The following is a 26,349-nucleotide window of genomic DNA, read 5'->3' as shown; positions in this document are numbered from 1 at the left end:
AAGGACTGCCTCGACAGGATCACGCGCACAGGGATCGAGCGGATGCCCACGCCTCGAACCCGAAGCCTGTCCTAGGGCCCAGTTTCGGAGTAGCCATGGATACCCTGGATGTCTCCCGGTGGCAGTTCGGCATCACCACCGTTTATCATTTCATTCTCGTCCCGCTGACGATCGGGCTCGCGCCTCTGATCGCTGCAATGCAGACGATGTGGGTGGTCACCGGTAAGGCCCACTGGTATCGGCTCACCAAATTCTTCGGCAAGCTCTTTCTGATCAACTTCGCGCTCGGGGTCGCGACCGGCATTGTGCAGGAATTCCAGTTCGGCATGAACTGGAGCGAGTACTCGCGCTTCGTGGGAGACGTGTTCGGCGCCCCGCTGGCGCTCGAGGGGCTCGTCGCATTCTTCCTCGAGTCGACCTTCCTGGGGCTGTGGATCTTCGGCTGGGGCCGGCTGCCGAAGCTCGTCCACCTGGCGACCATCTGGCTGGTCGCGGTCGGGGTGAATGCGTCCGCGTACTTCATCATCGCGGCCAACTCCTTCATGCAGCATCCGGTCGGCGCCACGTACAACCCCGACACCGGTCGCGCCGAGCTCACCAGCATCTGGGCGCTTCTCACCAACAACACGGCGATGGCAGCCTTCCCGCATGCGGTGGCAGGGGCGTTCCTGACCGCCGGAACGTTCGTCGCGGGTATCTCCGGATGGTGGATGGTGCGCAACATGCGACGGGCGCGGACGGCCACCGCACCCGAGGCGGCGAAGCTCGAAGGTGACGCACGGAGCATGTTCCGTCCGGCCGCGCGCCTGTCGCTCCTGGTGGTGATTGCCGCCGGTGTCGGACTCGTCTACACCGGCGACGTGCAGGGCAAGCTGATGTTCGAGCAGCAGCCCATGAAGATGGCGTCGGCAGAATCGTTGTGTCACACCGCGACCGACCCCGACTTCTCCATTCTCACGGTCGGCACCCACAACAACTGCGACGGTGTGAAGCATGTGCTCGAAGTGCCCTTCGTCCTGTCGTATCTCGCCGAGGGCGAGTTCACCGGAGTGACGTTGCAGGGCGTCGAGGATCTGCAGGCCCAGTACGAGGAGCAGTTCGGTCCGGGCAACTATCGCCCCAACCTGTTCGTCACCTACTGGTCGTTCCGCGCGATGATCGGTCTGGCCGCCGGTTCCGCTCTGCTTGCGGTGGCCGGGTTGTGGCTCACCCGCGGCAACCGTGTCCCCGACCAGAAGTGGTTCTCGTGGCTCAGCATCGCCGCGATCCCGACACCCTTCCTCGCCAACAGCGCCGGCTGGATCTTCACCGAGATGGGCCGCCAGCCCTGGGTGGTCGCGCCCAATCCCACCGGGGTGGACATGATCCGGCTGACGGTCGACCAGGGCGTGTCGCATCACTCGGTGTGGACGGTGTGGTTCTCGCTGATCACCTTCACGCTCCTGTACGGCGCGCTGGGTGTGGTGTGGTTCATGCTGATTCGTCGCTACGCCGTCGAGGGGCCACTCGAGCACGACGCCCATCCGCCGGGTGACGACGACGAGGAACCCGAAGAACCGGGCACGCCGAAGCAACTCTCGTTCGCCTACTAGGAGAGACGGTCATGGGACTGGTAGAAGTGTGGTTCATCCTGATCGCGGTGCTCTTCACCGGCTACTTCGTGCTGGAGGGATTCGACTTCGGCGTCGGGATGCTGATGCCGGTGCTCGGCAGGCGCAAGGATGCCGACAGCGACACTCGCCGGCGAGTCGTCCTCAACACCATCGGTCCTGTGTGGGACGGCAACGAGGTGTGGCTCATCACGGCGGGCGGTGCCTTGTTCGCAGCGTTCCCCGAGTGGTACGCCACCTTGTTCTCCGGTTTCTACCTGCCGCTCCTGCTCATTCTGGTGGCCCTCATCGTGCGGATCTGTGCCATCGAGTACCGCGGCAAGATCGACGACGACACCTGGCGCCGGCGTTGCGACTGGGGCATCGTCTTCGGGTCGTGGGTCCCCGCGGTGCTGTGGGGTGTGGCCTTCGCGAACATCGTGCGGGGAGTGGACATCAATGCCGAGAAGGTGGTCACCTCCAGTCTTCTCGATCTGCTCAATCCCTACGCGCTGCTCGGTGGCCTGACCACGGCGCTCCTGTTCGCATTGCATGGTGCCGTCTTCCTGGCGCTGAAGACCGCCGACGAGGTCCGCGTCGACGCCGTCGAACTGGCAGCGAAGCTGGCACTGCCCACAGTTCCGGTGGCCGGGGCGTTCGTCTTGTGGACACAGTTGGCGCACGGCAAGGGATGGACCTGGATCCTGGTGGCCGCGGCAGCCGCTGCTCTCGCCGGGGTGGTCGCGCTCACCCGGGCCGGACGTGAGGGCTGGGCATTCGCACTGACGTCGATCGCCATCATCGCGAGCGTGGTGCTGCTGTTCGGTTCGCTGTTCCCCGACGTCATGCCGTCCACCCTCGACGCCGCGTACAGCCTGACTGTCGACAACGCGTCCTCGACTCCGTACACGCTGACAGTGATGACCTGGGCGGCTGCCTTCCTCACTCCGGTGGTCCTCCTCTACCAGGGCTGGACGTACTGGGTTTTCCGGCAACGTATTTCGACCAAGCAGATCCCGCCGTCGATCGGTCTCCCACTCGGGCGCAGATGAGCGTCGACGCAGGAAGCGAACTTAGTCTTCCCGGTGAGCGTCCCACCGGGAAGGCCGGTTCACGGCCGCCGATCGACCCCCGGTTGTGGCGCTACTCCGCCGCGGCTCGCGGTTATCTCGTCCTGACCGTCGGCCTGTCGGTCGTCAATGTCGCGATGGTCGTCATCTCGGCCCTGGCCCTCGGGCGGATACTCGCGGGAATCATCGTCGACGAAGTCACCGACGTTCGCCGATGGACCACCGAACTGTCGGTTCTCCTGTTGGCGATGGGAGTTCGGGTCCTCGGCACCTGGTTGCAGTCGAGGTTCGCCCATCGCGCGGCCAGTCGGGTCGTGGCAGAACTGAAGGGTGAAGTGCTCGGTGTCGCCGCCCGGATTCGGCCCCGCGACCTCGACGTGCGTCGGGACGAGATCGCAACCGTACTGACGCGCGGGATCGACGGTCTGCTGCCCTATCTCACGGGGTATCTCCCCGCCCTGGTTCTGGCCGCCACGCTCACGCCGGCGACCCTGGCGGTCATCGCCTTTCAGGACCTGACGTCCGCGGCGATCATCTTCGTCACGTTGCCGTTGATCCCGATCTTCATGATCCTCATCGGGCTACTGACCCGAGGCAAGGCTGCGAAGACGTTGACCGCGATGACGGCACTGTCGTCGCAGCTGCTCGACCTACTCGCCGGTCTGCCGACGCTCCGCGCGCTGGGGCGTGAGCAGGGCCCCGCCGCACGCGTGCGCGAACTCGGTCACGCACATCGCCGCACCGCGATGTCCGCCCTGCGGGTGGCGTTCCTGTCGTCCATGGTGCTCGAACTGCTTGCGACACTGTGCGTCGCGTTGGTCGCCGTCAGTATCGGTCTGCGTCTGGTATACGGCGAGATGAGCCTGGAGGCAGGAATTGTGGCGCTCATCCTCGCGCCCGAGGTGTATCTCCCACTGAGGATGGTCGGAACACGCTTTCATGCCGCGGAAGACGGAATGGCGGCCGCCGACCGGGCATTCGCGGTGATCGATACCGAACTGCCCGGCAACGGTGGCGGCATCGGCCGCATCGACGCACGAGGGGCGAGCATCGAGTTCGACGGCGTCAGTGTGCAGTCGCGCCGCGGGATGGCGCCGCATGCCTTGTCGGGAGTGCTCGAGCCTGCTCGGGTCACCGCGCTGACCGGACCGAACGGCTCCGGGAAGTCGACGGCCGTGCAGGTACTTCTGGCCCTCACGGACGCGGATGCAGGTGAGGTGCGGGTGGCCGGAACGCCTGTCCCGCAACTCGACCGGACCGCGTGGTGGGCGCAGGTGGCCTGGTTGCCGCAGCGTCCCGTCCTGGTACCCGGCACCCTCGAGGAGAACCTTCGGTTGATCGGCGACGTGGTTGATATCGAGGAAGCCTGCGCTGCAACCGGTTTCGATGCGGTTCTCGCCGAGCTTCCGGACGGGTGGGCCACCCGTGTCGGGGCAGGCGGAGCCGGCTTGTCGCTGGGCCAGCGTCAGCGGCTCGCGCTGACCCGTGTGCTCGCCACCCGCCGTCCCGTCCTGATCCTCGACGAACCGACAGCGCACCTCGACGACAGGTCGGAAGACACCGTGCTCCACTCACTGCGCAGACTCGCGGCGGCGGGAAAGACAGTCGTCGTCATCGCGCACCGGGCCAGTGTGCTGGCAGCCGCCGACTCTGTGATCGAGGTGCGCGCCGATGTCGAATGACCCGCTCCTGCGAGCTCTCCCGCTCCTCGAACTCGAGCCGAAGAGAGTGCTGCGGGCCGTCGCCGCCGGCGTAGCCACCCTGGGAAGCGCGTTGGCACTCGCCGCGCTCTCGGCGTGGCTGATCACCAGAGCCTGGCAGATGCCGCCCGTCCTCGATCTGAGCGTCGCCGTGGTGGCGGTCCGTGCCCTCGGAATCTCCCGCGGCGTGTTCCGTTACCTCGAGCGGCTGGCCACCCACGACACCGCCCTGAGGGGAACGACGTCCGCCCGGAGTCGGCTGTACCAGCGGCTGGCCGCCGGCAATCCCGCAGCCGCGGCGGGTTTGCGCCGCGGCGACCTCCTTGCTCGCACCGGGGCCGACGTGGACACTCTCGGCGATGTCGTCGTGCGTGCGCTGGTGCCGATCGCTGTCGCGGTCGTCCTGTCGGTGGCCGCCGTGGGCATCCTCGCTGTCATCTCGCCCGCCGCGGCGCTGATCCTGGCGGTCTCGCTCGCCGTGTCCGGGATTGCGGCGCCGGTGCTGTCCGCCCGCGCCGCGCTGATGTCCGAAAGGGACAGCGCCGCAGCGCGGGCACGCTTCAGCGAAGAGGCCGTCACGGTGCTCGATCACGCCGCTGAACTGACAGTGGCAGGTCGACTCGACCGCACCGTCGACGGTGCGATCGCTGCCGAGCGGACCGCCGTCGCCGCGACCGACCGGGCCGCTGTGCCCGGTGCCTTCGCCGACGCCGCGACCCCGCTCGCGGTCGGGGCCAGCGTGATCGGGGCACTGCTGATCGGCATGACCCTGTACTCGTCGGGGACCATGAGCCCGATGGCCCTGGGCATCCTCGTCCTCGTGCCGCTGTCGGCGTTCGAGGCGACCAGCGCCCTTCCCGCGGCCGCGGTCGCGCTGACCCGGGCCAGGATCGCGTCACGTCGGATCCTCGCGCTGTTCGATGCCGCCACCCCGGACCCACATCCCGGGAATCGGGAACTGGACGGGCCCGTGCACGTACACACGACCGGTCTCCGATGCGGATGGCCCGGCGGCAGGACAACAGCACCGATCGACCTGGACCTTCCGCCAAGCGCCCGGGTCGCGATCGTGGGCGGCAGCGGCTCCGGTAAGACCACGGCGCTGATGACACTCGCGGGACTGCTACCTCCGGTGTCGGGGGCGATCGACGTCAACGGTGCCGCGCCGGCCGACATCCGGCCCGACTCCCTGCGGCGCCGGATCGGATTCTTCGCCGAAGACGCGCACCTCTTCGACACATCCGTCCTCGAGAATCTGCGCGTCGCACGCGGCGATCTCCAGGAGGATGAGGCGCTCGACGTCCTGGAGTCCGTGGGACTCGGTGACTGGGTTTCGCGGTTGCCGCAGGGCCTGGCCACCACGCTCGCCGGCGGCGCCCGGGCGGTGTCGGGCGGGCAGCGTCGCAGGCTGCTGCTCGCCCGCGCCCTCCTCTCACCCGCCGACGTGCTGTTGCTCGACGAACCCACCGAACATCTCGACGCGGAAAGCGGAGCGCAGCTGCTGCGGGATCTCCTCGCGCGGGACGCAAAGCTGGTGTCGGGAGAGCGCACCGTCGTCGTGGTCACTCATCAGCTGCCGGAGGATACCAGCGCTGACGTGGTGATTCACGTCGAGAACGCCGAGAGCGAAAATACGTTGCCGACGCTCTGAGGGCGGCGTACTTTCTTGAGTACACGAGGAAGGAGGTGGTCTGAAGTTGAATGACAAACGGACACGTGAGGTGGCTGCCAGCTAGCCGCTACCGCTGACGGAATTCACTGACCGCGCGAGCGGCGAGCGAATCCCAGGCAGCTACCCGGCCCCCGAGCCCCCGGTCTGGTCCAGATCGGGACCGGTGCACCCGCACCGGAAGGCTCGGGGGCCGTTCTGCGTTCCGCGCCTGTGAGTACTTATTAACAATCCATTGTTAATAAGTACTCACAGGCGGTTATCCACAACCTCACATCTATCCACAGGCCAGTTCCGATCGTCGGCTTTCGCCCGTAGCTCTGTCGGTGACGCTGCGCACCGTTCGGACCATGACCACCGCGACATCCGACTGCACACCCGAATTTCAGCGCGTTCTCGACTACCAGCACGGGGTCGTCACCGCCAAGCAGGTGCATGACCTGGGTTTTTCGACCCGCCAGATCCAGCATCGCGTCGAGTCGGGGCAGTGGCCGGCCGTGCTCCACGGCGTGTATGCGGTGACCAACGGACCACTCGACCGCTCCATGACTCTGTGGGCGGCCCTGCTGTTCGGTGGTCCGAGGGCGGTCCTCAGCCATCGCACGGCGGCAGAGGAGTGGGCGCTCGAGTCCGTGGACGCCACTGCGCCCATCCATGTGACCGTGCCCTACGGACTGTCGGCGGAGTCGCAGGCGCCCAGGTATCGGCAGGCCGGTAGCCGGTCCGAACGGCTCGTCCCGAGGGAGGGCGATCTACTCCATCCCGGTGTCGTCGTGCATCGCTCCCGAGCACATACCCACATCACTGTGCCGACAGTGCCACCTCGGACTTCGCGAGCGGACACCATCCTCGACCTCGCCGTTTCCGAACCGTCGGCAGCAACTGGTGCCCGGGTGGTCGTGGCAGCAGCGACGACTGGCGGTGTTCCGGTGCACGATCTGCTCCGACGGATCGAGGAGCGGCCACCGCGCCGATATCGTCGGGCTTTGACCGAAGCGCTCGTGTCCGTGTCGGACGGCGGTGTTCAATCGCTCCTCGAACACCGTTACGCCGCAGACGTGGAGAAGGCGCACGGGCTACCGGCAGCGCGTCGACAGTCACCCATTCTCGTCGACGATCGCACCCTGTACGAGGACGTGGACTACTCGGACATCGGTATTCCACTGATCGTGCGACTCGATGGATTGCGGTACCACTCCTCACGCGTGGTTGCTCTGCGCGACCGGCGCCGCGGCAACGCGGCGGAAATCGCAGGAAAGCCGACGCTGGTGTACGGCTGGGAAGAAGTGACTCGGCGTCCGTGCGTCGTCGCCGCGGAGGTTCGAACGGTGCTCGGACGCGGTGGCTGGAGTGCCCCCAACCCGTGCCCGCACTGTGCGCACTTATCAACCGCGGAGTGTTAACAAGTACTCACGGGTGGGGTCAGCCGATGTAGCGGGTAAGACGCGCCGAAAGGCGGGGAAGAAGTTCTCCGTCGGCGATGATGCGTTCCTCGACGTACGCCAGGTCGCCGCCTTCGACGATGCCGTACAGACGCTTGGCGCCGCCGACGAGGGCACCGGAAGTGCTGCGGATGACGACATCGGTGGCGAGTTCCCACGACGACTGCGTGAGGGCGCGACCGTAGAACAATTCGACGATGCCGGAGCTGTGGGTGAGAAGCAGCTCGACGACTTCTTCGTTGGTGCTGCCGGGTATGCCGTCACCGCTGATGCGCCAGAAACCGGATTCGCGGAGATCGGGACGGACGTATTCACCTTCGCTGTCGAGCACCCAGGACTGGGACTCCCAGCTCAGGTAGTTGCCGCCGTTGTGAGAGACGATGATCTGCTGCCCGAATCGATAGTCGCCGGTTTCGGGGTCGTGGCCTTCGCCTTCACCGCGCCACACACCCACGAGGGGCAGTACCGCCAGGAGTTCGTTGTTGAGGTCCGGCCCGAGCCGCAGATTCGCGGTGTCCTCGGGCAGCGGAAGATCCGGAAGCAGGGGAATGTTGCGTGACGCCGTCGACTTGGAGCGCTCGATGGCGGCCGCGACAGCTGCGTCTCCACTTCCGCGACGCACGGTCGCGGAATCGCCGGCCTGCTCGTCGGAAGCCGGCCGGTCGGGAGACGGATCTGCGCCTGCGTCCGGGGAGGAACTCACGACTCGTCGGTGACCAGGCGGTAGATCGTGTACAGCGAGAACCACGTGATCAACACGGCGGCAAGGACAAGAAGTACCTCGAAGAAGATAACCACGCTGCCATCTTAAACCGACGCATTCGAACGGTCGAAACGGGAGCGGCGTTCGCGGACGGCTAGTACCGTTCTCGCGTCGCCGGCCTTCGTGGCCGGGATTCTCCTTTCTCTATCCGGCCAGGTCGTTCCGCAATATTCATGGAGGTTTCATGCTGCGCCCATGCCCTGATCTACTGATAAAAGGTGTGATCATCGCCACAGCAACTCTTCTCGCGTCGGCGATGCCGGTGGTCGCGGTGGCGGCGCCGGACACCGGAAGTGTCGGCTCGGGGAGTGCCGACACGAACCGGGTGGATCCGAACAACTACGCCACCGAGTGCCCGGACGTCCTGATCGTTGCGGTGTCGGGCGCCACCGATTCGACGGAGGACCGCAACCCGCTCACGGACGAGGAGCGACAGCTCTGGTCGAATTGGGTGGGCAACGTGACGGTTCCGACGGGGGCGCGCAACGCCGACGAACCGGGGAAGGTGGGATGGATGTACGTCCCCTATCCCTCCACCTACGGTGTCGGGCTCCTCGAACCCGTTCCTACGTACCAGGATTCGATGGCGGCGGGTGTTGCCGCGACCAATCGGATCCTCGACGAGAACAAGAAGAAGTGTGGTGACGCCACCGAGTACGTTCTCGTCGGGTACAGCGTCGGCGCCGAGGTGGTGGAAAGGGTGGCCCGCGAACTCGGTCACCGCGACTCCACCGCGCTGGTGACCGCGGACGACATCGCCGGCGTGGCCTTGATCGGCGACCCGTACCGGCCCGCGGGAACTCCGTCGCTCGGTGATACCGGCCCGGCGGGTGGGGGATTCATGGCGTCCGAGCCCGCCGACTACGGCGCGCTGGACGGGAAGATCACCTACGCCTGCAGGCCGTACGACATCGCGTGCGACGCGCCTCAGGACATCGCGGTTCTCGAGCTCGCGTTGGGAGTGCTCGGTCAGATGCACTTCACGGTGCTGAACCCGGGCCAGACGTTCTCCGACTTCGCGACCGCGGTGTCGGGCATGGCTGCGCGCTCCATCGTGCACATCATCACCCATGGGGACTGGTTCGCTTCGGAGGAATCATTTCTCGATGTGCTGCGAAAGGTGGCCGACCTCAGCTATGACCCCGACGGTCCCGACCGTGACATTCAGCTGACCGACGAGCAGGTTGTCGAGGCGCTGAACTGGGCGACGGGGCCCGGCGCAGACGTGGTACAGGCCAAGCTGGCCGACGAAGGCGCCGGATTCCTCGAGGACAACAAGGACATCTTCGACCTGGTGGTCAAGCCGTACATTTTCCTGGGGTTCATCCAGCACTTGCTCTACTGGAACAACAATCCGAACGACCCCTGGTACTGGGAGAGCGAGAAACTGGTCGATTGGATCACCGACCTGGCCCACGCCGAAAAAGGCAGCGATACAGCAGCGCAGCCGGACACTGCAAACCCGGGCAGCTAGGCCCCCGCAGCCGGGAAAGGCCCCGCTCCGTGAACGGAGCGGGGCCTTCGTGGTGCGGTGAAACTACTCGCCGACGGTGACGTCGACGTTGTGAACGCCTGCGCCGCTCGGGCTCACCGTGGCGGTGCCGTTGCCGGAGCTGGACAGTGCACGCACGGTCCAGTCGCCGGGAGCGGCGAAGAAGCGGAAGTCGCCGGTACCCGAGGCAACGACCTCGGCGGTGAACTCGCCGCTGCCGTCGAGGAGGCGCACGAACGCTCCACCGATCGGCTGACCGTCAGTGGCGAGGACACGGCCGGTGATGACCGTTTCCTTCTCCACGTCCACGCCTGCGGGCAGGGTCTGGGTCTGTACGGGTGCTCCACACATGATCAGTGAACCTCCAACTCGATCGGGGCGCCGACGAGTGAGCCGTATTCGACCCAGCTGCCGTCGTAGTTCTTGACATCGGACTTGCCGAGGATTTCCTTGAGCACGAACCAGGTGTGGCTGGAGCGCTCACCGATGCGGCAGTACGCGATGGTGGGCTTGGACTCGTCGTAGCCCTTCTCCGAGTACAGCTTCTCGAGGTCGTCGTCCGACTTGAAGGTGCCGTCCTCGTTGGCGGTGGTGCTCCACGGGATGTTCAGGGCGCCGGGGACGTGTCCACGCTGCTGCGCCTGCTCCTGCGGAAGGTGCGCCGGGGCGAGGATCTTGCCGGAGAACTCGTCGGGGGAACGAACGTCGATCAGGTTCTTGTTGCCGATCGAGTCGATGACCTCGTCACGGAACGCGCGGATCGACAGGTCGGGGGCCTCGGCCTTGTACTGGGTGGCTGGGCGGGTGACGGTCTCCTTGGACAGGGGGCGTCCGTCGAGTTCCCACTTCTTGCGTCCGCCGTCGATCAGCTTGACGTCCTGGTGGCCGTACAGCTTGAAGTACCAGTACGCGTAGGCGGCGAACCAGTTGTTGTTGCCGCCGTACAGGACGACGGTGTCGTCGTTGGCGACGCCCTTGGCGGACAGGAGGTCGGAGAACTGCTGCTGGTTCAGGAAGTCACGACGGACGCCGTCCTGCAGGTCCTTCCGCCAGTCGAGGCGGATGGCACCCTCGATGTGGCCGCCGTCGTATGCGCTGGTGTCCTCATCCACCTCGACGAAAACGGTCTTGGGGGCATTGAGGTTCTGCTCAGCCCAGTCGGCGGAGACTAGGACATCGGAGCGAGCCATGGTGTTCCTTTCGATGTGTACTTACTCGGTTCGGGTGGATGGTGCAGTGGTGTGTGGCGGTCAGGCGCTGGCGCGCACTCGTGCGACCAGGGGATAGATCTGGCAGCCCAGACAGAAGCCGAACGCCGCGTTGAGGAACGCCGCGAACAGGGCGAAACCGGTGGCCACGGCGCCGACGATGCCGGATCCGGCCAGGAAGCCGATGGTTCCGACTGCTGCGAAGACGAAACCGACGAGCTGCGCGAATCGCAGCGGTGCGACGGGTTCCTTCTCGGTCACCGGGGCGAGCCGGGGAGCAACGAGTGCGCCGAAGATGCGGCCGTAAGGGCTGCGGCGCGGCCCGGTGGCCGCACCGACTGCGAAGACGACGGCCTGCAGGGCGAGCAGGACGCCCGCGGCGAGCAGCGAAAATGCAGAGAGAATGAACACGGCGACCAGGACGGCGGTGGTGGCCCAGGCGGCGAACCGGGGGCCACGAACGTCGACCTGCTCGACTTCGAGGGTTGTGGACATCAGAAGTGCTCCTGCGGTGAGTGCTGAATGCTTGCCTGGCTCCGACGGGCGACGAACATCGTCGTCATCGGGTTTCGATCACGTGAGCGGAGTCCGCGGTGTCAGCAGAAAGTGACAGCCCTGGTGATCAGCAGCAGGTACAGCAACAAGCCCCGAGGCGGCACAGGTCAACCGTGCGGCGTCGGGTGAGCATGAGCTCGTGGCTGGATTGCACGTCGGTGAGTTTACCCGGTTCCTCAGGAATTTGAAGCGGGGGGCCGGGAGAGGGGTTCCAAGGCGGCGCGCAGGTCGGCTGCGGCAGGCACACCGGACACCCGAAAACGTTCGCGCAGGTCGCTGTCCAGAATGAACGTCGTCGGCAGGGACAGAACGCCCAGTTCCTTGGCGAGAGCGGGGTATTCGTCGATGTCGAGTTCCACTTCGGCCGGTGGGTGCGGCTCGTTGCCGAGGTCCTGGACGACCTGTCCCACCACCCTGCGCACGGCGGCGCAAGGGCCGCACCAGTCTGCGGAGAAATGCAGCACGGTCGCCGAATGGTGAGATGCTGCCGCTTCGGGGCCCACGCCGGCGGCCCCGAGGAGCCGTCGCCGTTCATCGGTCACGGGGGAATCAGTCGACCCGCTCGTGGTGCGAACCTTGCCTTGCCTGCGTTGCCACCAGAGCCCGAACGCGACAGCGACGAGCAGTGTGACGATCAACAATGTGATTCCGGTCATCTGTTCTGCAGTTCGTCGAGGTCGATCGTCACGTCGTTGCCCACGCCTTCGATGACTATCTGTGAACCCTCGGCGTATACCTCTGTGGGCTGGACCCCGAAGGGTAGTTCCCTGGGGTCGATCGTCCGGGTGAAGAGTCCGAGGATGGCGGGAGCCAGGGGATCGGGGATGCTGAAGTCGGCGTGACCTTCCGGTCCGAAGTAGAAGTCGCTGGCCACGATCTTCACCTGGCCGCCCTCGAGAACGAGGTCGGCCTGCACGCTGACCGTCGTCTCGATCGGCCCGACCGGAACCGTGCCCGTGAGGACCACGCCCCCCGCCGTGGGCATGCCCGAGCCGCCCGATCCGCCGGTGCCGTCCGATTTGCTCGCCGGCGGTGCCGACACCTGCAGGTCAGGTATGCCGAGGAATCTGCCCAGGTCGGTGGCGTCGATCAGCATCCGGCCTGTCAGGTGATCGACGGGAAGCGCCTGGACCGAGCCGTCCACCAGATCGGACAGCGGGGCCGAGACGCCCTGGAGGGTGGACTCGATCGTCACCTCGCCCACCACATCACTCTGTACCCCCTGTGCGCGGATTTCGATGTTGTCGTACTCGCCCTCCCAGGCCTGGGTGAGGAACGGGAACCCGTGAACGGTGACCTCCGGATCCGCCGTGAGCGAGGCGCCCGCCCGCAGCTCCCTCGACACCCGGTACTCCGCGTAGGCCGCCGCCCCGAAGTCGACGACGAGACCGAGGGCGACGAGGAAGACGATTCCCATGATGAGTTTCCGCACGGCCCCATTGTGACCGACACGGTGACCGTGGGCGCCGGTGCAGCCATCGGCGCCGGGCCGCGGGGGTTCGGTGCAACGAACAGCTCTGGTGGCGCGCTACTCTGTCACCGACAAAAGTGTCGATACCTTCAGGGTCGATCTACCTGCACCGGCTGTCTCACCAGTCGGCCGGTCGGGTACGACGGTGACGAGATGGGAGGCTGTGTGGAGCTACTGCTTCTTACCTCCGACCCCAACCCGGAGGCGGTCTTACCGGCCCTCTCCCTGTTGGCGCATTCGGTGCGGCCTGCTCCGACGGAGGTGTCTTCGCTTCTGGAAGCGAGCTCCGCTGATATCGCCCTGGTGGACGCGCGGACTGATCTTGCGGCCGCCCGTGGCCTGTGCAGGCTGCTGGGAAGTACCGGTTCTGCCGTACCGGTGGTCGCCGTGCTGACCGAGGGTGGCCTGGTGGCCGTCAATTCCGACTGGGGATTGGACGACATCCTTCTGCCCGGCACCGGACCTGCCGAGGTCGACGCACGGTTGCGTCTGCTCGTCGGGCGCAGCGGTGGAGTTGCCAGCCCGGAGGCCTCGGGCAAGATCACGCTGGGCGAACTCGTCATCGACGAGGGCACTTACACGGCCCGGCTTCGTGGCCGTCCCCTCGACCTCACCTACAAGGAATTCGAGCTCCTCAAGTACCTGGCGCAGCACGCGGGACGCGTCTTCACCCGCGCGCAGTTGCTGCAGGAAGTGTGGGGCTACGACTTCTTCGGCGGCACCCGCACCGTCGACGTCCACGTGCGGCGTCTTCGGGCGAAGCTGGGCAGCGAGTACGAATCCTTGATCGGTACAGTCCGCAACGTGGGCTACAAGGCTGTTCGACCCGCCAGGACCAAGTCGGGTACACCGGTCGTGCCCGTCGACGACATGGATGCCGACGACATCGACTTCGAGTCGGCCGAGGGGCCGGCGATCTGATGAGTGCTTCGGTGCAGTCCTGGCAGGATCGACTCGACGCGACGCAGGCCGTCGAAGTGTCCGCGCTGTTGGAGCGGGCAGCGGAGACGGATGGGACCGCCGCGGTGTCGGAGCAGGGAATCCACGCGCTGGCCGGTGTCGGCGAGGCGCGGCATCTCGTATGGACCGACGAACATCGTGTGCTCGGGTACGCGCAGTTGCAGCCGGGTCACGGCGAGCACCCTGCAATGGCGGAACTCGCGGTCGACCCGCAGGCCCGTGGCCGCGGGATCGGTGGCCGCCTGGTCGTCGAGGCGCTGGACGAGGGTGGCCCTGACTCGCGGGTCTGGGCTCACGGCAATCTGCCGGCCGCGCAGGCGGTAGCGCGGCGTCTCGAACTGACCGGTGCACGTGAATTGTTGCAGTTGAGGCGCCCGCTTGAGGGTGCCGATCTGCCGGAACTCGTTGCGCCGCAGGGTATTACGCTGCGCGCCTACCGTGGAGTCGAGGACGACTCCGAGGTGTTGCGGGTCAACGCCGCCGCATTCGCCTGGCATCCCGAGCAGGGTTCGTGGACCGCGCGCGAGATCGCGGAGCGTCGCGCCGAGGACTGGTTCGATCCCGCGGGGCTGTTCATGGCCTTCGAGGCGTCGGACGAGAGCACCTTGCTCGGATTCCACTGGACGAAGGTGCATCCGGCGCAGGGCGAGAATCCGGCGATCGGTGAGGTCTACGTCGTGGCGATCGACCCGTCGGCGCAGGGGCGTGGACTCGGCCGATTCCTCACGCTCGCCGGACTGCATTATCTGCGCGACCGGGGAATCGGTGCAGTAATGCTCTATGTGGAAGGCGACAACGCTGCTGCCCTCCATACCTATGAGCGTCTGGGCTTCGCGCCGTTCCACGTCGACGTGGCCTACGCGCGCCGCTGACGGCCTCCACTACGTTCCGGTCGGCCGTACGTCCGGGAAATCTGGGCGAATGCGTGGTCTGTTCACTTTCCGTTCACCGATCATGGTCCTACTGGACATTCACTACCCCTAGGTTTCTCCATGGGCAGCGCCGTGTTGCCTGGTGCAGGATTCAACCAGCGATCCGCGCCTCATGTCGCCGCCCGATCGTGGGCGAGACGATATTTCCGGAGGACTAGGTGAATTTCAAGCGCAATGGTGCCCTGCTCGGTGCAGTGGCCCTGGGTGCCATGACCTTGGCCGCGTGTGGCAGCGACAACAATGCCGCAACGAGCGGAGTCGACGTGTCGGCGTCCAACGCCACGTGCGAGGGCAAGGCCAACCTCTCTGCCGCTGGTTCCTCGGCGCAGAAGAACGCGATGGACCAGTTCGTGTCCACCTACATCTCCGTCTGCCAGGAAAAGGGCAAGACCGTCAACCTCGCGTACAACCCCAGCGGATCCGGTGACGGCCGTACGCAGTTCATCGCCGGCCAGATCGATTTCGCCGGTTCCGACTCGGCAATCAAGGCCGAGCAGGCCGAGCAGGCGAAGGCCCGCTGTGTCGGCGGCGAGGCCTGGAACCTTCCTCTCGTCTTCGGGCCCGTCGCCGTCGCGTACAACCTGGACGGCGTCGAGGACCTCGTGCTGAACGGCGAGGTGACGGCCAAGATCTTCAACGGCACCATCAAGAAGTGGAACGACCCGGCCATCGCCGCGCTCAACGAGGGCGCCACCCTGCCGGATCAGGACATCACCGCGATCATCCGCTCGGATTCGTCGGGCACCACCGACAACTTCCAGCAGTACCTCACGGCCGCCTCGAACGGCGCCTGGACCACCGGTGCCGGCTCCGACTTCACCGGTGGTATCGGTGAGGGTGCCAAGGGTTCGGCCGGTGTCGCGCAGGCAGTGGCCTCCGCCCCCGGTTCGATCACCTACGTCGAGAAGTCCTTCGCCGACCAGAACAAGCTGTCGGCCGCGCAGATCGACAACGGCTCCGGCCCCGTCACGCTGTCCGACGAGTCCGCGGCGAAGGCGATCGAGGGTGCGCAGTTCAAGGGTGAGGGCACGGGCGACCTGACCCTCGACCTCGCTTCGATCTTCGGTACCCAGGAGTCCGGCGCGTACCCGTTGGTGCTCGCCACCTACGAGATCGTGTGCTCCAAGGGATACGACGCCGACACCTCGGCTGCGATCAAGTCTTTCCTGACCAGTGCCGCGAACGAGGGTCAGGCCGACCTGGCCGAGCAGGGTTACGTGCCGCTGCCCGACACGTTCAAGGAGAAGCTGAACGCGTCGATCGCCGCCATCGGCTGATAGCACGCAGTTCGTTCGGACCGCTCATGTCTCTATATCCTGACGAGAAAGAATGCGAGCGCAGATGAGTGAAGCGCCCACCGAATCAGCACCTCGCACCTCCGGCTCCGCTTCAGGCGGGGCCGGGGTGGGCGGTCCGAACGGCACCCCGGAGGCCGAGTTGAGTTCTACCCAGGCCGAGACCCCGACCCCGACTTCGGCGGGAGGGACCCCCGGCAAGGCGGTCACCAGGCCCGGAGACCGGGTCTTCCGCTCGCTCGCGACCAGTTCGGCGATCTTTGTCTCCGTTCTCATCGGGGCGATCGGCATCTTCCTCGTGTGGCGCGCGGTTCCTGCTCTGAGCCGGAACGAGGTGAACTTCCTCACCAGCCGTGAGTGGGTCACCGTCGACATCAATGCGATGGCGTTCGGTGTGCTCGACCTCTTCCAGGTGACCCTGCTGGTGTCGGTGTTCGCGCTGGTGCTCGCAATGCCTGTTGCTCTCGGAATCGCGATCTTCCTCACGGCGTACTCACCGAGTTGGCTCAAGCGCCCGCTGGCATACGTCATCGACCTGCTGGCCGCGGTGCCGTCGATCGTGTACGGGCTGTGGGGCCTCCTCGTCTTCGCCCCGGCCATCAAGCCGTTCGCCATCTGGCTGAACGAAAACCTCGGCTGGTTTCCGCTGTTCGCGACCGGCAGCGGATCCATCCTCGGCGGCGGCACCATCTTCACCGCGGGCATCGTTCTCGGTGTGATGATCCTGCCGGTGATCACCGCGGTCACCCGGGAAGTGTTCGTCCAGACGCCCACCGCGCACATCGAGGCGGCGCTCGCGCTCGGTGCCACCCGGTGGGAGGTCGTCCGGACCACGGTCATCCCGTTCGGCAAGTCCGGTTACATCAGTGGTTCCATGCTCGGCCTCGGCCGCGCTCTCGGTGAGACCATGGCGCTGTACCTGATCTTGCGGACCACCTCGCAGTCGTTCTCCTGGTCCTTGTTCGACGGTGGCGCCACCATCGCCTCCAAGATCGCTCTCGGCTACGCGGAGTTCAACAACGACATCCAGGCCGGCGCCTACATCGCCGCCGGTCTCGTGCTCTTCGTGCTCACCTTCGTCGTGAACGCCGCTGCGCGCGCCGTGATCGCAGGAAAGAAGGACTGATCCCATGACCGCGACCCTCGACAAGCCGGTCAAGGCGCCCACCTTCCGGGGTGTCGGTACCCGGCGCCGTATCACGGACGTCACCGCTACCGTGCTCGTCACGCTGGCCGTGCTCATAGCGTTGATTCCGTTGGTGTGGGTGCTGTTCACCGCGATCGCCAAGGGAATTCCCGCCCTGACCTCGGCCACCTGGTTCACCCACTCGCTCAGTGGCCTGACGTCCTCGGCGGCCGGCGGTGGCGTTTACCATGCGCTGATCGGCACGATTCTGCAAGGACTCGTCTGCGCGCTGCTGTCCATCCCGCTCGGCCTCTTCGTGGCGATCTACCTCGTCGAGTACGCCGACCGGCAGTCGCGGCTGGCCAAGCTCACCACCTTCATGGTCGACATCCTCAGCGGTGTCCCGTCGATCGTGGCCGCCCTGTTCATCTATGCGCTGTGGATCGCCACCTTCGGCTTCCCGAAGTCGGGATTCGCGGTGTCGCTCGCGCTGGTGTTGCTGATGGTTCCCGTCGTCATCCGCAGTACCGAGGAAATGCTCCGCATCGTCCCCCAGGACCTGCGGGAGGCGTCCTACGCACTCGGTGTTCCCAAGTGGAAGACGATCGCCAGGATCGTGCTTCCCACTGCGCTTCCCGGCATCATCACGGGTGTCATGCTGGCCCTCGCCCGCGTGATGGGAGAAACGGCTCCGCTGCTGATCCTCGTCGGCTACGCACCGTTCATCAACTTCGATCTGTTCGGTGGTGAGATGGGGACGCTGCCCGGCGTCATGGTGTCCGAGATGAACAACCCCACCGATGCGGGCACCAACCGCATCTGGGGCGCGGCGCTGACGCTGATCCTGCTCATCGCCATCCTCAACGTTCTGGCCAAGGTCATCGGCCACTTCTCACAGGTTCGTAGCAAGTGACACATACACATACATCAGTAGGGAGCCGGTAATGGCCAAGCGTCTGGATCTCAAGGACGTCAACATCTACTACGGCAAGTTCCATGCCGTCGCCGATGTCGGGCTGTCGGTTCCCCCGCGGAACGTGACTGCCTTCATCGGACCGTCCGGCTGCGGCAAGTCGACTGTCCTGCGCACCCTCAACCGTATGCACGAGGTGACTCCCGGTGCGCGCGTTGAGGGTTCGATCCTCCTCGACGGTGAGGACATCTACGGTTCCGGTACCGACCCGGTCGGTGTCCGCAAGACCATCGGCATGGTGTTCCAGCGTCCCAACCCGTTCCCGACGATGTCCATCAAGGACAACGTGGTGGCCGGTCTCAAACTGCAGGGCGAGCGCAACAAGAAGCGACTCGACGAGGTGGCGGAGCGCTCACTGCGCGGCGCAAACCTGTGGAACGAGGTGAAGGACCGTCTCGACAAGCCCGGTGGCGGCCTTTCGGGTGGCCAGCAACAGCGTCTGTGCATTGCCCGTGCCATCGCGGTATCGCCCGACGTGCTGTTGATGGACGAGCCTTGCTCCGCTCTCGACCCCATCTCGACGCTCGCGATCGAAGACCTCATCACCGAGTTGAAGAAGGACTTCACCATCGTCATCGTCACCCACAACATGCAGCAGGCAGCGCGGGTGAGTGACCAGACGGCGTTCTTCAACCTCGAGGCGACCGGCAAGCCGGGCCGTCTCGTGGAGATCGACGACACCGAGAAGATCTTCTCGAACCCGACGCAGAAAGCCACCGAGGATTACATCTCCGGCCGCTTCGGGTAGAGCTCGAAGACGAACGCCCCGACCGTAACTCGGTCGGGGCGTTCGTGTTGGAAAGGCTCTTACAGATCAGGGTAGGTGGTCAGGTTGTCGGCATCGGCCACAGGCCCGGTCTCGTCGGGCAGCTTGCCGGTGACCAGGAAGATGACGCGACGGCCCACCTCGACGGCATGGTCGGCGAAACGCTCGTAGAAACGGCCCAGCAGCGTGACATCGACGGCCGCGGCTACGCCGTGCTTCCATTCACGATCCATCAGGACGGTGAACAGGTGGCGGTGCAGGTCGTCCATCGCCTCGTCCTCCTCGCGGAGGCGTGCGGCCCGCTCGGGGTCCCGGGTCTCGAGAACCTCACGGGCTGCTGCACCGATGGAGACGGCGATGCGCCCCATCTCGGCGAAGTATCCGTTGACCTCTTCGGGCAGAACGTGATTGGGATGTCGGCGGCGCGCGATCTTGGCGACATGGAGGGCGAGGGCTCCCATGCGGTCGATATCGGCGACGATCTGAATTCCGCTGACGACGGAGCGGAGGTCGCCGGCAACAGGTGCCTGAAGGGCGAGGAGGGCGAACGCACGCTCCTCGCAGATGGTGCTGAGATCGGTGATCTTGTCGTGCTCTCCGATCACCTGCTCGGCAAGGGAGAGGTCGGCCTGGAGCAGTGACTGGGTGGCCCGCTCCATGGCGGCCCCCGCAAGCCCCGCCATCTCACCGAGCAGGTCGGCAAGCTCGGTCATTTGTTCGTTGTAAGCCACGCGCATGAGGTCACAGCCTACGGTGCACGGGAGTCCAAGTCACGATCGCAGGGTGAACGCGGGGTGAACGACGTGCCTGATCAGCGCTCAATCACAGGACGCGTCGCCGGCATTGACCACCGCAAGATCGGCGGGGATCTCGACGTCCTCCGGCTGGCCGACACGCACCCCGGACATGTCCAGCGGGGTGTCGATCGCGCTCGGTGCCTGCACGGTCCCGGAGAAGTTCGACCCGACGGCAACCTCGGTCACCGTGCCCAACCCGGAGGTCGACTCGAGGATCGCGCCGGGGAAAGCCGACGCGAGGGTGGCGGCTTCGGCTTCGTGCCCGGGGGAGAACCGGACGACCGTCTCGGCACTGGTGGCGGTGTAGTTTCCGACGTTGTAGATCTGAAAACCCTGCGCGGCCAGCGCGTCCGCGGTGGTCGCGGCCAGCCCCGATTCGCCGGAAGCGTTCGATACCTGCACCGACACGCTGGTCGGGTCGACCGCGAAAACGGAAAGTGGTGCGCTCGGCGTCGGAGTGGGGGCCGAGGCTGCAGCCTCGATCGGTTCGGCCCGCTTCTCCCCGGGAAGCGGGGCGTCGTCGATGATGGCGCGGAAGATGGCCTTGATGTCATCGGTACGGGGAATCTCGTTTCCCCAGTCGGTAGTTCCTGCGGTCGGGACCGTCAGGAAGGTGACCGCGCCGGCGTCGACGTTCTGTAGCGAACGGCCGAGTGTGACCAGGGACTTGGTGTCGATGTTCTCCACGAACGTGTCCCGCGTGAAGGCGTTGATGAACCCGTTGAGCTTGCCGGGGTTGAGGAGAACCTGACTGGACAGTGCTCCCCTGAGAAGCGCAGACAGGAACCGCTGTTGACGGTTGATGCGGCCGTAGTCACCGTTGCCCTCCGCCTCCACGTGGCGGGCGCGGACGAAGTTCAGCGCTGTCTTTCCGTCGAGCACCTGGGTGCCGGCCTCGGGAAGCACGGTGCCGAGGACGAAATCCTCGAGCGGCTGTGTGGTGCAGATCTTGACGCCACCGATCTCGTTCACCATCGACTCGAAACCGGCGAAGTCCATGCCGACGAAGTGGCCGATCTTCAGGCCCGACATCTTCTGGATCACCTTCACCAGACACTTCGGCCCGCCCAGGGCGTAGGTGGCATTCAGCTTGTCGCCCTCGGCGGAGGGGAACGTTTCCTCGGTGTACGTCCCGGTGGCGTTGTCCCAGCCCTGGCAGACAGGGCGCTCGACGTCGAGGTCGCGGGGAAAGGAGACCGCCACGACGCGGCTGCGATCAGCAGGAATATTGACGAGCATCACGGTGTCGGCGCGCGAACCCTCGGCGTCCTCGACCGTTCCGGCGCCGATCGTGCCGCTGGCACCGGCTCGGGTGTCGGTGCCGACGATGAGATAAGTCTCGTCACCGGTCTGCCCACTTGCGTCGACGATGTCCGTCGACTCGGTGTCGAGGGCGGCGATCTGATCGAACTTGCCTTCGGTGGAACGCAGGTAGCCCCACACGATTCCTGTTCCGGCGAGCGCGATCACTGCCACCAACGCGACGAACGCGCGCCCCACCGCCCGCAGGCGGCGGCGTCGACGGCTCTTGCTCAACGCCAGACGAGTCAATCCCGGATTACCGACCACCTGAGGAGTCGCGGTGGTCTCGGCGTCGACATGCCAGCCGGTCTCTGCGTCGCCGGTGGCGAGCTGTGAGGGCGGAGGACTGAACGTCGGCTCCGGTGGCGCGACGGCACCGGGTGGGGGATGTCGCTCGTCGACGGGGGCGATCGTCTCGGTCTTGTCCGGATCATCCGGTCGCTGTGGTTCGTCTCCGGCGACCTTCTTGACGAGGTCTGCAACGGAGAGGCCTTCGGTGGGTCCGCCGGCCGCGCGCCGGCCGATGCGCCCGCTGTCCTGGCGGATGGCGTCCGTGCGCTCGATCGGGGGACGACGGTCCGACGGAGCCGGACGTTCGGGAGGCCGCTGTTCCGGAGGTGTCTGGCGTGGAGGCAGCCGACGTTGTCGTCCCGACTGCGCTTCCCGATAGCGTTGATCGGCGAGAGGGCGTTCCCAGGGGGCGCGCGATTCGGGCGCCGGGGCGTCCGAACTGTGATCATCACCCACCGATACAACCTGCCCTTTCCGCCGACCCGGACCTCCGTCGGGGCCGACGGATTCCAGTCATAGTACTTATCGAACGTCGGCGCTCCACTCGGGAAGCGATGCGACTCGCCCCCTGCTGCTAACCGCCCGAGTGCATCATGTCCGCTCCAGCCGGAACCAGGCAGTCCTCGGGATCGTCGAGCCAGCCCTCGGGGAGGGCCACGGTTCCCGGCGAGCCCTGTCGGCCCCGGGGTCCCTCGGCGTCCTTGGGGAAGGGGATCGACGGATCGAGCTGGGCGAGGAGCCCGTCGAGTTCGGTGAGGGTGCTGACGAGGGCCATGGCCACGCGCAGATCGGAGCCGGCCGGGAATCCGCGCAGATACCAGGAGACGTGCTTGCGTAGCTCCCGGAGGCCTTTGTCTTCGCCGTGGTGAGCAGCGAGGAGTTCGGCGTGGCGCCGGATGATGGTCGCGACTTCACCGAGGGTGGGCGGCGTCGGCAGTGGTAGTCCGTTCAACGCGGCGCTCAGCTCGGCGAACAGCCACGGCCTGCCGAGGCATCCGCGGCCGACGACGACGCCGTCGCACCCGGTCTGGTCCATCATGCGGGCCGCGTCCCCGGCGTCGAAGATGTCACCGTTTCCGAGCACCGGAACGTCCGTGACGTGTTCCTTGAGCCGTGCGATCTCGTTCCAGTCGGCCGTACCCGAGTACCGCTGGGACGCCGTGCGCGCGTGTAAGGCGACAGCGGCGGCGCCCTCGGCCGCGGCGATGCGGCCGGCGTCGAGATGCGTGTGGTGCTCTGCGTCGATGCCGACACGAAATTTGACCGTCACCGGGATGTCGGTGCCCTCGGTGGCCTTGACGGCGGCCGCGACGATCCGGCCGAACAGGTTGCGCTTATACGGCAAGGCCGCGCCGCCACCCTTGCGTGTCACCTTGGGCACCGGGCAGCCGAAGTTCATGTCGATGTGGTCGGCCATGTTCTCGTCCACGATCATCTTGGCCGCCGCGTATGTCGTGTCGGGATCGACCGTGTACAGCTGCAGCGACCTCGGCGTCTCCGTCGGCCCGAACGTGGTCATGTGGAGAGTTGCGGGTTGCCGTTCGACGAGTGCCCGGGCGGTCACCATCTCGCAGACGTAGAGGCCGGACGTGCTCCCCGCCCGCTCCGTCTCGAGTTCCCGGCACAGCGTGCGGAACGCGACGTTGGTGATGCCTGCCATGGGGGCGAGCACCACCGGGCTGCGCAGCTCGAGCGAACCGATACGAAGGGTAGACATTGACGACCTCTGGGAATGTGCTGACAAAAAGCGTGCCCGGCACCGAATCCGGTACCGGGCACAGGATAGCTGTTTCGGCTAGGAAGCCTTCTGCTCGCGCTTCTTGGCCTCGCGAGCAAGCATGCGGTCGCGCTGCTCCTCGAACTTGGTGGCCTGGCCCTCGAGGTTCTCGAGGAAGGCGCCGAGCGACTCGCGGATTTCTTCGCCACGTGCCGTGAAGTCGGACCGCTCGAAGATGTTCCACTTGCGCAGGACCGGCATGACGACCTCTTCGAGGTGCTGACGGAGGTCGTAGATGCCGTGCTTGGCCATGAGCACGCCGTTGCGGCGGAAGTTCGGCATTCCCGCGCCCGGCATCTGGAAGTTCTGGACGATCATGTTGATGGCCTCGAGTGCCTGGTCGGGCGCGAGATCGAGGGCTGCACCGCACATGTTGCGGTAGAAGATCATGTGCAGGTTCTCGTCGGCCGCGATGCGCTGCAGCATTTTGTCGGCGACGGGGTCTTTGCAGGCTTTACCGGTGTTGCGGTGGCTCACCCGGGTGGCCAGCTCCTGGAAGGTGACATATGCCACCGAGTGGAGGAAGCCGGCATCGACGTCGGCGGGGGAGGCGAAGCCGTTCGTCATGTGCTCCATGCGGAAGCGCTCGAGCTGGACGGGGTCGACGGCGCGGGTCACGACGAGGTAGTCGCGCATCACGATGCCGTGACGGTTCTCCTCGGCGGTCCAGCGGCCGACCCAGGTGCCCCACGCGCCGTCCTGGGAGAAGTTCTCGGCGATCTCACGGTGATACGAGGGAAGATTGTCCTCGGTGAGCAGGTTGGTGATCATGGCGGCCTTGGCGACCTCGTCGAGCTGTGACTGCTCCGGATCCCAGTCGATTCCGCCCATCGCAGCAAAGTTGCGGCCTTCGTCCCACGGAACGTAGTCGTGCGGATGCCATTCCTTGGCCATGGAGATGTGGCGGTTGACGTTCTCTTCTGCGACCGGCAGCAGCTCCTGCAGCAGCTCGAGTTGGGTCAGATCCCTCGCCATGTGTTTAGCCTCCATATAGCTCACTGTGACTGTCGTTCAGCCTACGGCACCGTAAGTACGTCGGTAAACGCTTTCGGTGCGCCGGAGACCGAGGAAGTTACCGATCCGTAATCGAATCTCCGGGGTCTGTCGCCGCGACACGGCCGACCGTTACAGACAGTGTACTGGGAGACGCCGATGGGCAGTGACCTGCGCGGTTATGCGGGAAAGGTCATCACGTCGGCTGCCCGGCACTGTGGGCGGTCACAGATTGCGGCGTTTGCCGAGGTCGTCGTTACGTGCCCGAGTCGTGGGCGGTGCTCTCGTTGACCGTTCCGTGTCCGATTTCTTCGGTGTGTCGTGCCGTGATGTGAATCCCGACACGCCGTGCAGCTTCTCCACGAAACAACAGGCTTCGTCACGACGTCGGCGCACGTGGTTGCGCTGGACCCCGGCACAGCCAACAATCGGGTCATGGCAACTGTGCCGACGCAGGGGGACGAACGATGACGGCAGACATCAGCGGTTCCACCACACCAGCGAAGCCGGGCTTGCCCGCCTGGGCGAAGAAGGCTATCGCTGTCGCTGCGGTCGTCGTAGTCCTGGTCATCGCCTATTTCATTCTGGCGGCCTACCTTCCGCGGGCGTGGGCGCAGAACGTCGGTGGGCTGGCCGACGGCAGCTTCGGTGCCGGTATTCTCTGGGGCTTGTTGTTCGGATTCCTGTGCACTCTCATTCCACTCCTGCTGTTCCGCGGAGCGTGGCGATTGTTCCGCCGGCGCCGATTCAAGCCGGTGCAGGTAATCATGCTGGTGGTCGCCGTGATCGTCGCGTTGCCCACTCTCCTGACTCTCAGCGTGGTGCTCGGCGGAAACAGCGCGGCACATGCGGGCGAACGGATCATGGATGTGGACGCGCCCGGGTTCCGTGGAGCGTCTCTGGCGGGCGCGATCATCGGCGTCGTCGTCTTCCTCGGCGTTATCGGCCTCACCTACACCTATCGCAAGCGCGGCGAGGATCTGGCCGAGCTCCGTGCCGATGCAGATTCGAAGGGCTCGGCGACTGGACCCGGCGAGGCGCCGTCCGCACCCTGAGGGTTGCCGATCACCACACCAGTACCGGTTTGACGATGATGCCGGAGGTCTGATCGGCCACGGCGCGATCGATGTCTGTGAACGGGTATCGGGTGACGAGCCGGTCGACCGGGAACTTCCCTTCCGCGTGCAGGGCGAGGAGCCGCGGAATGAAGGTCTGCACCGACGAGTCACCTTCGATGCACCCTCGCAGAGTCTTGCCCTTGCGCATCAGGTCCTGGATGTTCACCATCACCTCCGGTGCGCCGAGTCCCACCACGACGGCCGTGCCCCTTTCCCGCAGTGCCGAGACGGCCTGGCCGATCACTGTCGGAATTCCCGTCGTATCGAGCGTATGGGTGGCACCGCCGCCGGTCAGTGCCCGAATCTCGGCGACGACGTCCTGGGTGGCCGGATCGAGGGCCATGGCACCGAATTCCTCGGCGAGTGCGCGTCGCGCGGGAACGGTATCTACGGCGCACAGCGTCGCAACTCCGCTCGCGCGGGCAGCGAGAAGGGCTGCGAATCCGACGCTTCCGGCGCCGAAGACCACCACGGTCGAGTCGTCATCCGGAGCAAGCACATTCAGAACTGCGCCCGCCCCTGTCTGGAAACCGCATCCGAAGGGCGCCGCAAGGGTGAGATCCACGGACTTGTCCACCACGACCACGTTGTCCGCCGTCGCCACCACGTACTCGGCGAAGCTGGACTGGCCGAAGAAGGCGGCCCGCACCTCTCCACCGTTCTGGGTGATCGTCGTCGATCCGTCCGGGCGGCGTCCCGAACTGTTGAGCTGTTGGGCGCGTTCGCAATAGGCGGGATGCCCGCCGCGGCATTGCCGGCAGGCGCCGCAGTGCCGATAGCTGAGCACCACGTGGTCACCTGGTGAAATGTCCTTCACCAGTGCGCCCACCTCCTCAACCACTCCGGCGCCCTCGTGCCCGAAGACGGCCGGCCCCATCGCGGCGGGAAGCGTCGACTTGGCGAAGAGGTCGGTGTGGCACAGCCCGGTGGCAACGATGCGCACGACCACCTCGTCGGGACGCGCACGATCGAGCTCGACCGTTTCGAGCGAGAAAGACGACTGCGGGCCACGGGTGAGTGCGGCCTTCATCTGCATGGGGGCGTCCTCGGTGTCGAGGGG

The 26,349-nt window shown here is 65.9% G+C and carries 24 protein-coding genes; 13 read left to right on the top strand and 11 right to left on the bottom strand.

The genetic code is table 11. From position 1 onward, the window contains the following. Positions 1-95: 95 nt before the first annotated feature. The 5 genes from R4P95_RS04145 to R4P95_RS04125 all read left to right on the top strand — a co-directional run bounded on the left by R4P95_RS04145 (position 96) and on the right by R4P95_RS04125 (position 7,431). Entirely contained in the window at positions 96-1,592 is a 1,497-nt protein-coding gene (locus R4P95_RS04145; RefSeq protein ID WP_317743671.1) for a cytochrome ubiquinol oxidase subunit I, read from the top strand. An 11-nt stretch (positions 1,593-1,603) separates the two neighbouring features. Next, a complete protein-coding gene (cydB, locus tag R4P95_RS04140) occupies positions 1,604-2,641 on the top strand; it encodes a cytochrome d ubiquinol oxidase subunit II (protein WP_317743670.1) in 1,038 nt (345 codons plus the stop codon). Continuing rightward, a complete protein-coding gene (gene cydD / locus R4P95_RS04135) occupies positions 2,638-4,341 on the top strand; it encodes a thiol reductant ABC exporter subunit CydD (RefSeq protein WP_317743669.1) in 1,704 nt (567 codons plus the stop codon). The genes cydB and cydD overlap by 4 nt, the downstream gene beginning before the upstream one ends. Next, positions 4,331-6,010 (top strand): thiol reductant ABC exporter subunit CydC, encoded by a 1,680-nt coding sequence (gene cydC / locus R4P95_RS04130; protein WP_317743668.1) that lies wholly within the window; start codon positions 4,331-4,333, stop codon positions 6,008-6,010. The genes cydD and cydC overlap by 11 nt, the downstream gene beginning before the upstream one ends. Positions 6,011-6,378: 368 nt before the next feature. Continuing rightward, positions 6,379-7,431, top strand: coding sequence for a hypothetical protein (locus tag R4P95_RS04125; protein WP_317743667.1), 1,053 nt, complete (start codon positions 6,379-6,381; stop codon positions 7,429-7,431). A gap of 19 nt (positions 7,432-7,450) precedes the next feature. Here the strand turns inward: R4P95_RS04125 and R4P95_RS04120 are convergent, their stop codons facing one another. Next, positions 7,451-8,092 carry an FABP family protein gene (locus R4P95_RS04120; RefSeq protein WP_213578283.1) on the bottom strand — a complete coding sequence of 214 codons (642 nt, stop codon included), beginning with the start codon at positions 8,090-8,092 and terminating at the stop codon, positions 7,451-7,453. Between the two features lie 325 nt (positions 8,093-8,417). Between R4P95_RS04120 and R4P95_RS04115 the strand changes: the two genes are divergently transcribed. Continuing rightward, positions 8,418-9,707 carry a cutinase family protein gene (locus R4P95_RS04115; RefSeq protein WP_397517661.1) on the top strand — a complete coding sequence of 430 codons (1,290 nt, stop codon included), beginning with the start codon at positions 8,418-8,420 and terminating at the stop codon, positions 9,705-9,707. 63 nt (positions 9,708-9,770) lie between these two features. On the opposite strand, the gene R4P95_RS04110 is transcribed toward R4P95_RS04115, so the two are convergent. The 5 genes from R4P95_RS04110 to R4P95_RS04090 all read right to left on the bottom strand — a co-directional run bounded on the left by R4P95_RS04110 (position 9,771) and on the right by R4P95_RS04090 (position 12,920). Beyond that, on the bottom strand, positions 9,771-10,076 hold the full coding sequence (locus tag R4P95_RS04110) for a DUF1416 domain-containing protein (protein WP_159919651.1): 306 nt from the start codon (positions 10,074-10,076) through the stop codon (positions 9,771-9,773). A 2-nt stretch (positions 10,077-10,078) separates the two neighbouring features. Beyond that, positions 10,079-10,915, bottom strand: coding sequence for a sulfurtransferase (locus tag R4P95_RS04105; protein WP_109327243.1), 837 nt, complete (start codon positions 10,913-10,915; stop codon positions 10,079-10,081). A 60-nt stretch (positions 10,916-10,975) separates the two neighbouring features. Further along, positions 10,976-11,428, bottom strand: a complete 453-nt coding sequence (locus R4P95_RS04100) for a DUF4395 domain-containing protein (protein WP_317743666.1) — start codon at positions 11,426-11,428, stop codon at positions 10,976-10,978. Between the two features lie 236 nt (positions 11,429-11,664). Beyond that, positions 11,665-12,144 (bottom strand): thioredoxin family protein, encoded by a 480-nt coding sequence (locus R4P95_RS04095; protein ID WP_317743664.1) that lies wholly within the window; start codon positions 12,142-12,144, stop codon positions 11,665-11,667. After that, positions 12,141-12,920 (bottom strand): LmeA family phospholipid-binding protein, encoded by a 780-nt coding sequence (locus tag R4P95_RS04090; RefSeq protein WP_109327246.1) that lies wholly within the window; start codon positions 12,918-12,920, stop codon positions 12,141-12,143. Before R4P95_RS04090 ends, R4P95_RS04095 begins: the two co-directional genes overlap by 4 nt. A gap of 204 nt (positions 12,921-13,124) precedes the next feature. Between R4P95_RS04090 and R4P95_RS04085 the strand changes: the two genes are divergently transcribed. The 6 genes from R4P95_RS04085 to pstB all read left to right on the top strand — a co-directional run bounded on the left by R4P95_RS04085 (position 13,125) and on the right by pstB (position 18,993). Continuing rightward, positions 13,125-13,880: a winged-helix domain-containing protein gene (locus tag R4P95_RS04085; protein ID WP_109327247.1), complete on the top strand. Its 756-nt coding sequence runs from the start codon at positions 13,125-13,127 to the stop codon at positions 13,878-13,880. Continuing rightward, positions 13,880-14,791, top strand: coding sequence for a mycothiol synthase (gene mshD, locus R4P95_RS04080; RefSeq protein ID WP_317743662.1), 912 nt, complete (start codon positions 13,880-13,882; stop codon positions 14,789-14,791). The genes R4P95_RS04085 and mshD overlap by 1 nt, the downstream gene beginning before the upstream one ends. Positions 14,792-15,009: 218 nt before the next feature. Next, positions 15,010-16,128, top strand: a complete 1,119-nt coding sequence (gene pstS / locus R4P95_RS04075) for a phosphate ABC transporter substrate-binding protein PstS (protein WP_159919659.1) — start codon at positions 15,010-15,012, stop codon at positions 16,126-16,128. A gap of 64 nt (positions 16,129-16,192) precedes the next feature. After that, positions 16,193-17,272 carry a phosphate ABC transporter permease subunit PstC gene (pstC, locus tag R4P95_RS04070; RefSeq protein ID WP_159919661.1) on the top strand — a complete coding sequence of 360 codons (1,080 nt, stop codon included), beginning with the start codon at positions 16,193-16,195 and terminating at the stop codon, positions 17,270-17,272. Positions 17,273-17,276: 4 nt separating this feature from the next. Next, positions 17,277-18,185, top strand: coding sequence for a phosphate ABC transporter permease PstA (pstA, locus tag R4P95_RS04065; protein WP_109327250.1), 909 nt, complete (start codon positions 17,277-17,279; stop codon positions 18,183-18,185). Positions 18,186-18,216: 31 nt separating this feature from the next. Further along, positions 18,217-18,993, top strand: coding sequence for a phosphate ABC transporter ATP-binding protein PstB (gene pstB, locus R4P95_RS04060; protein WP_109327254.1), 777 nt, complete (start codon positions 18,217-18,219; stop codon positions 18,991-18,993). A 59-nt stretch (positions 18,994-19,052) separates the two neighbouring features. Here pstB and phoU read toward each other — a convergent pair whose 3' ends face one another. The 4 genes from phoU to R4P95_RS04040 all read right to left on the bottom strand — a co-directional run bounded on the left by phoU (position 19,053) and on the right by R4P95_RS04040 (position 24,153). Further along, a complete protein-coding gene (gene phoU / locus R4P95_RS04055; RefSeq protein ID WP_109327259.1) occupies positions 19,053-19,748 on the bottom strand; it encodes a phosphate signaling complex protein PhoU in 696 nt (231 codons plus the stop codon). 81 nt (positions 19,749-19,829) lie between these two features. After that, a complete protein-coding gene (locus R4P95_RS04050) occupies positions 19,830-21,857 on the bottom strand; it encodes an LCP family protein (RefSeq protein ID WP_317743660.1) in 2,028 nt (675 codons plus the stop codon). A gap of 118 nt (positions 21,858-21,975) precedes the next feature. After that, positions 21,976-23,118, bottom strand: coding sequence for a tRNA dihydrouridine synthase DusB (dusB, locus tag R4P95_RS04045; protein WP_109327263.1), 1,143 nt, complete (start codon positions 23,116-23,118; stop codon positions 21,976-21,978). Positions 23,119-23,196: 78 nt separating this feature from the next. Continuing rightward, on the bottom strand, positions 23,197-24,153 hold the full coding sequence (locus R4P95_RS04040; RefSeq protein ID WP_109327265.1) for an acyl-ACP desaturase: 957 nt from the start codon (positions 24,151-24,153) through the stop codon (positions 23,197-23,199). A gap of 485 nt (positions 24,154-24,638) precedes the next feature. On the opposite strand from R4P95_RS04040, the gene R4P95_RS04035 reads away from it, so the two are divergent. Further along, on the top strand, positions 24,639-25,226 hold the full coding sequence (locus R4P95_RS04035; protein WP_213573465.1) for a hypothetical protein: 588 nt from the start codon (positions 24,639-24,641) through the stop codon (positions 25,224-25,226). Positions 25,227-25,236: 10 nt separating this feature from the next. Here R4P95_RS04035 and R4P95_RS04030 read toward each other — a convergent pair whose 3' ends face one another. Continuing rightward, positions 25,237-26,325 (bottom strand): NAD(P)-dependent alcohol dehydrogenase, encoded by a 1,089-nt coding sequence (locus tag R4P95_RS04030; RefSeq protein ID WP_317743659.1) that lies wholly within the window; start codon positions 26,323-26,325, stop codon positions 25,237-25,239. Positions 26,326-26,349: the final 24 nt, after the last annotated feature.

This window comes from Rhodococcus sp. IEGM 27, assembly GCF_033142305.1.
Classification (GTDB): Bacteria; Actinomycetota; Actinomycetes; order Mycobacteriales; family Mycobacteriaceae; genus Rhodococcus_F; species Rhodococcus_F oxybenzonivorans.
Note: the sequence above shows the minus strand (reverse complement) of the source record. Positions and strands in the feature narration are given on the sequence as shown.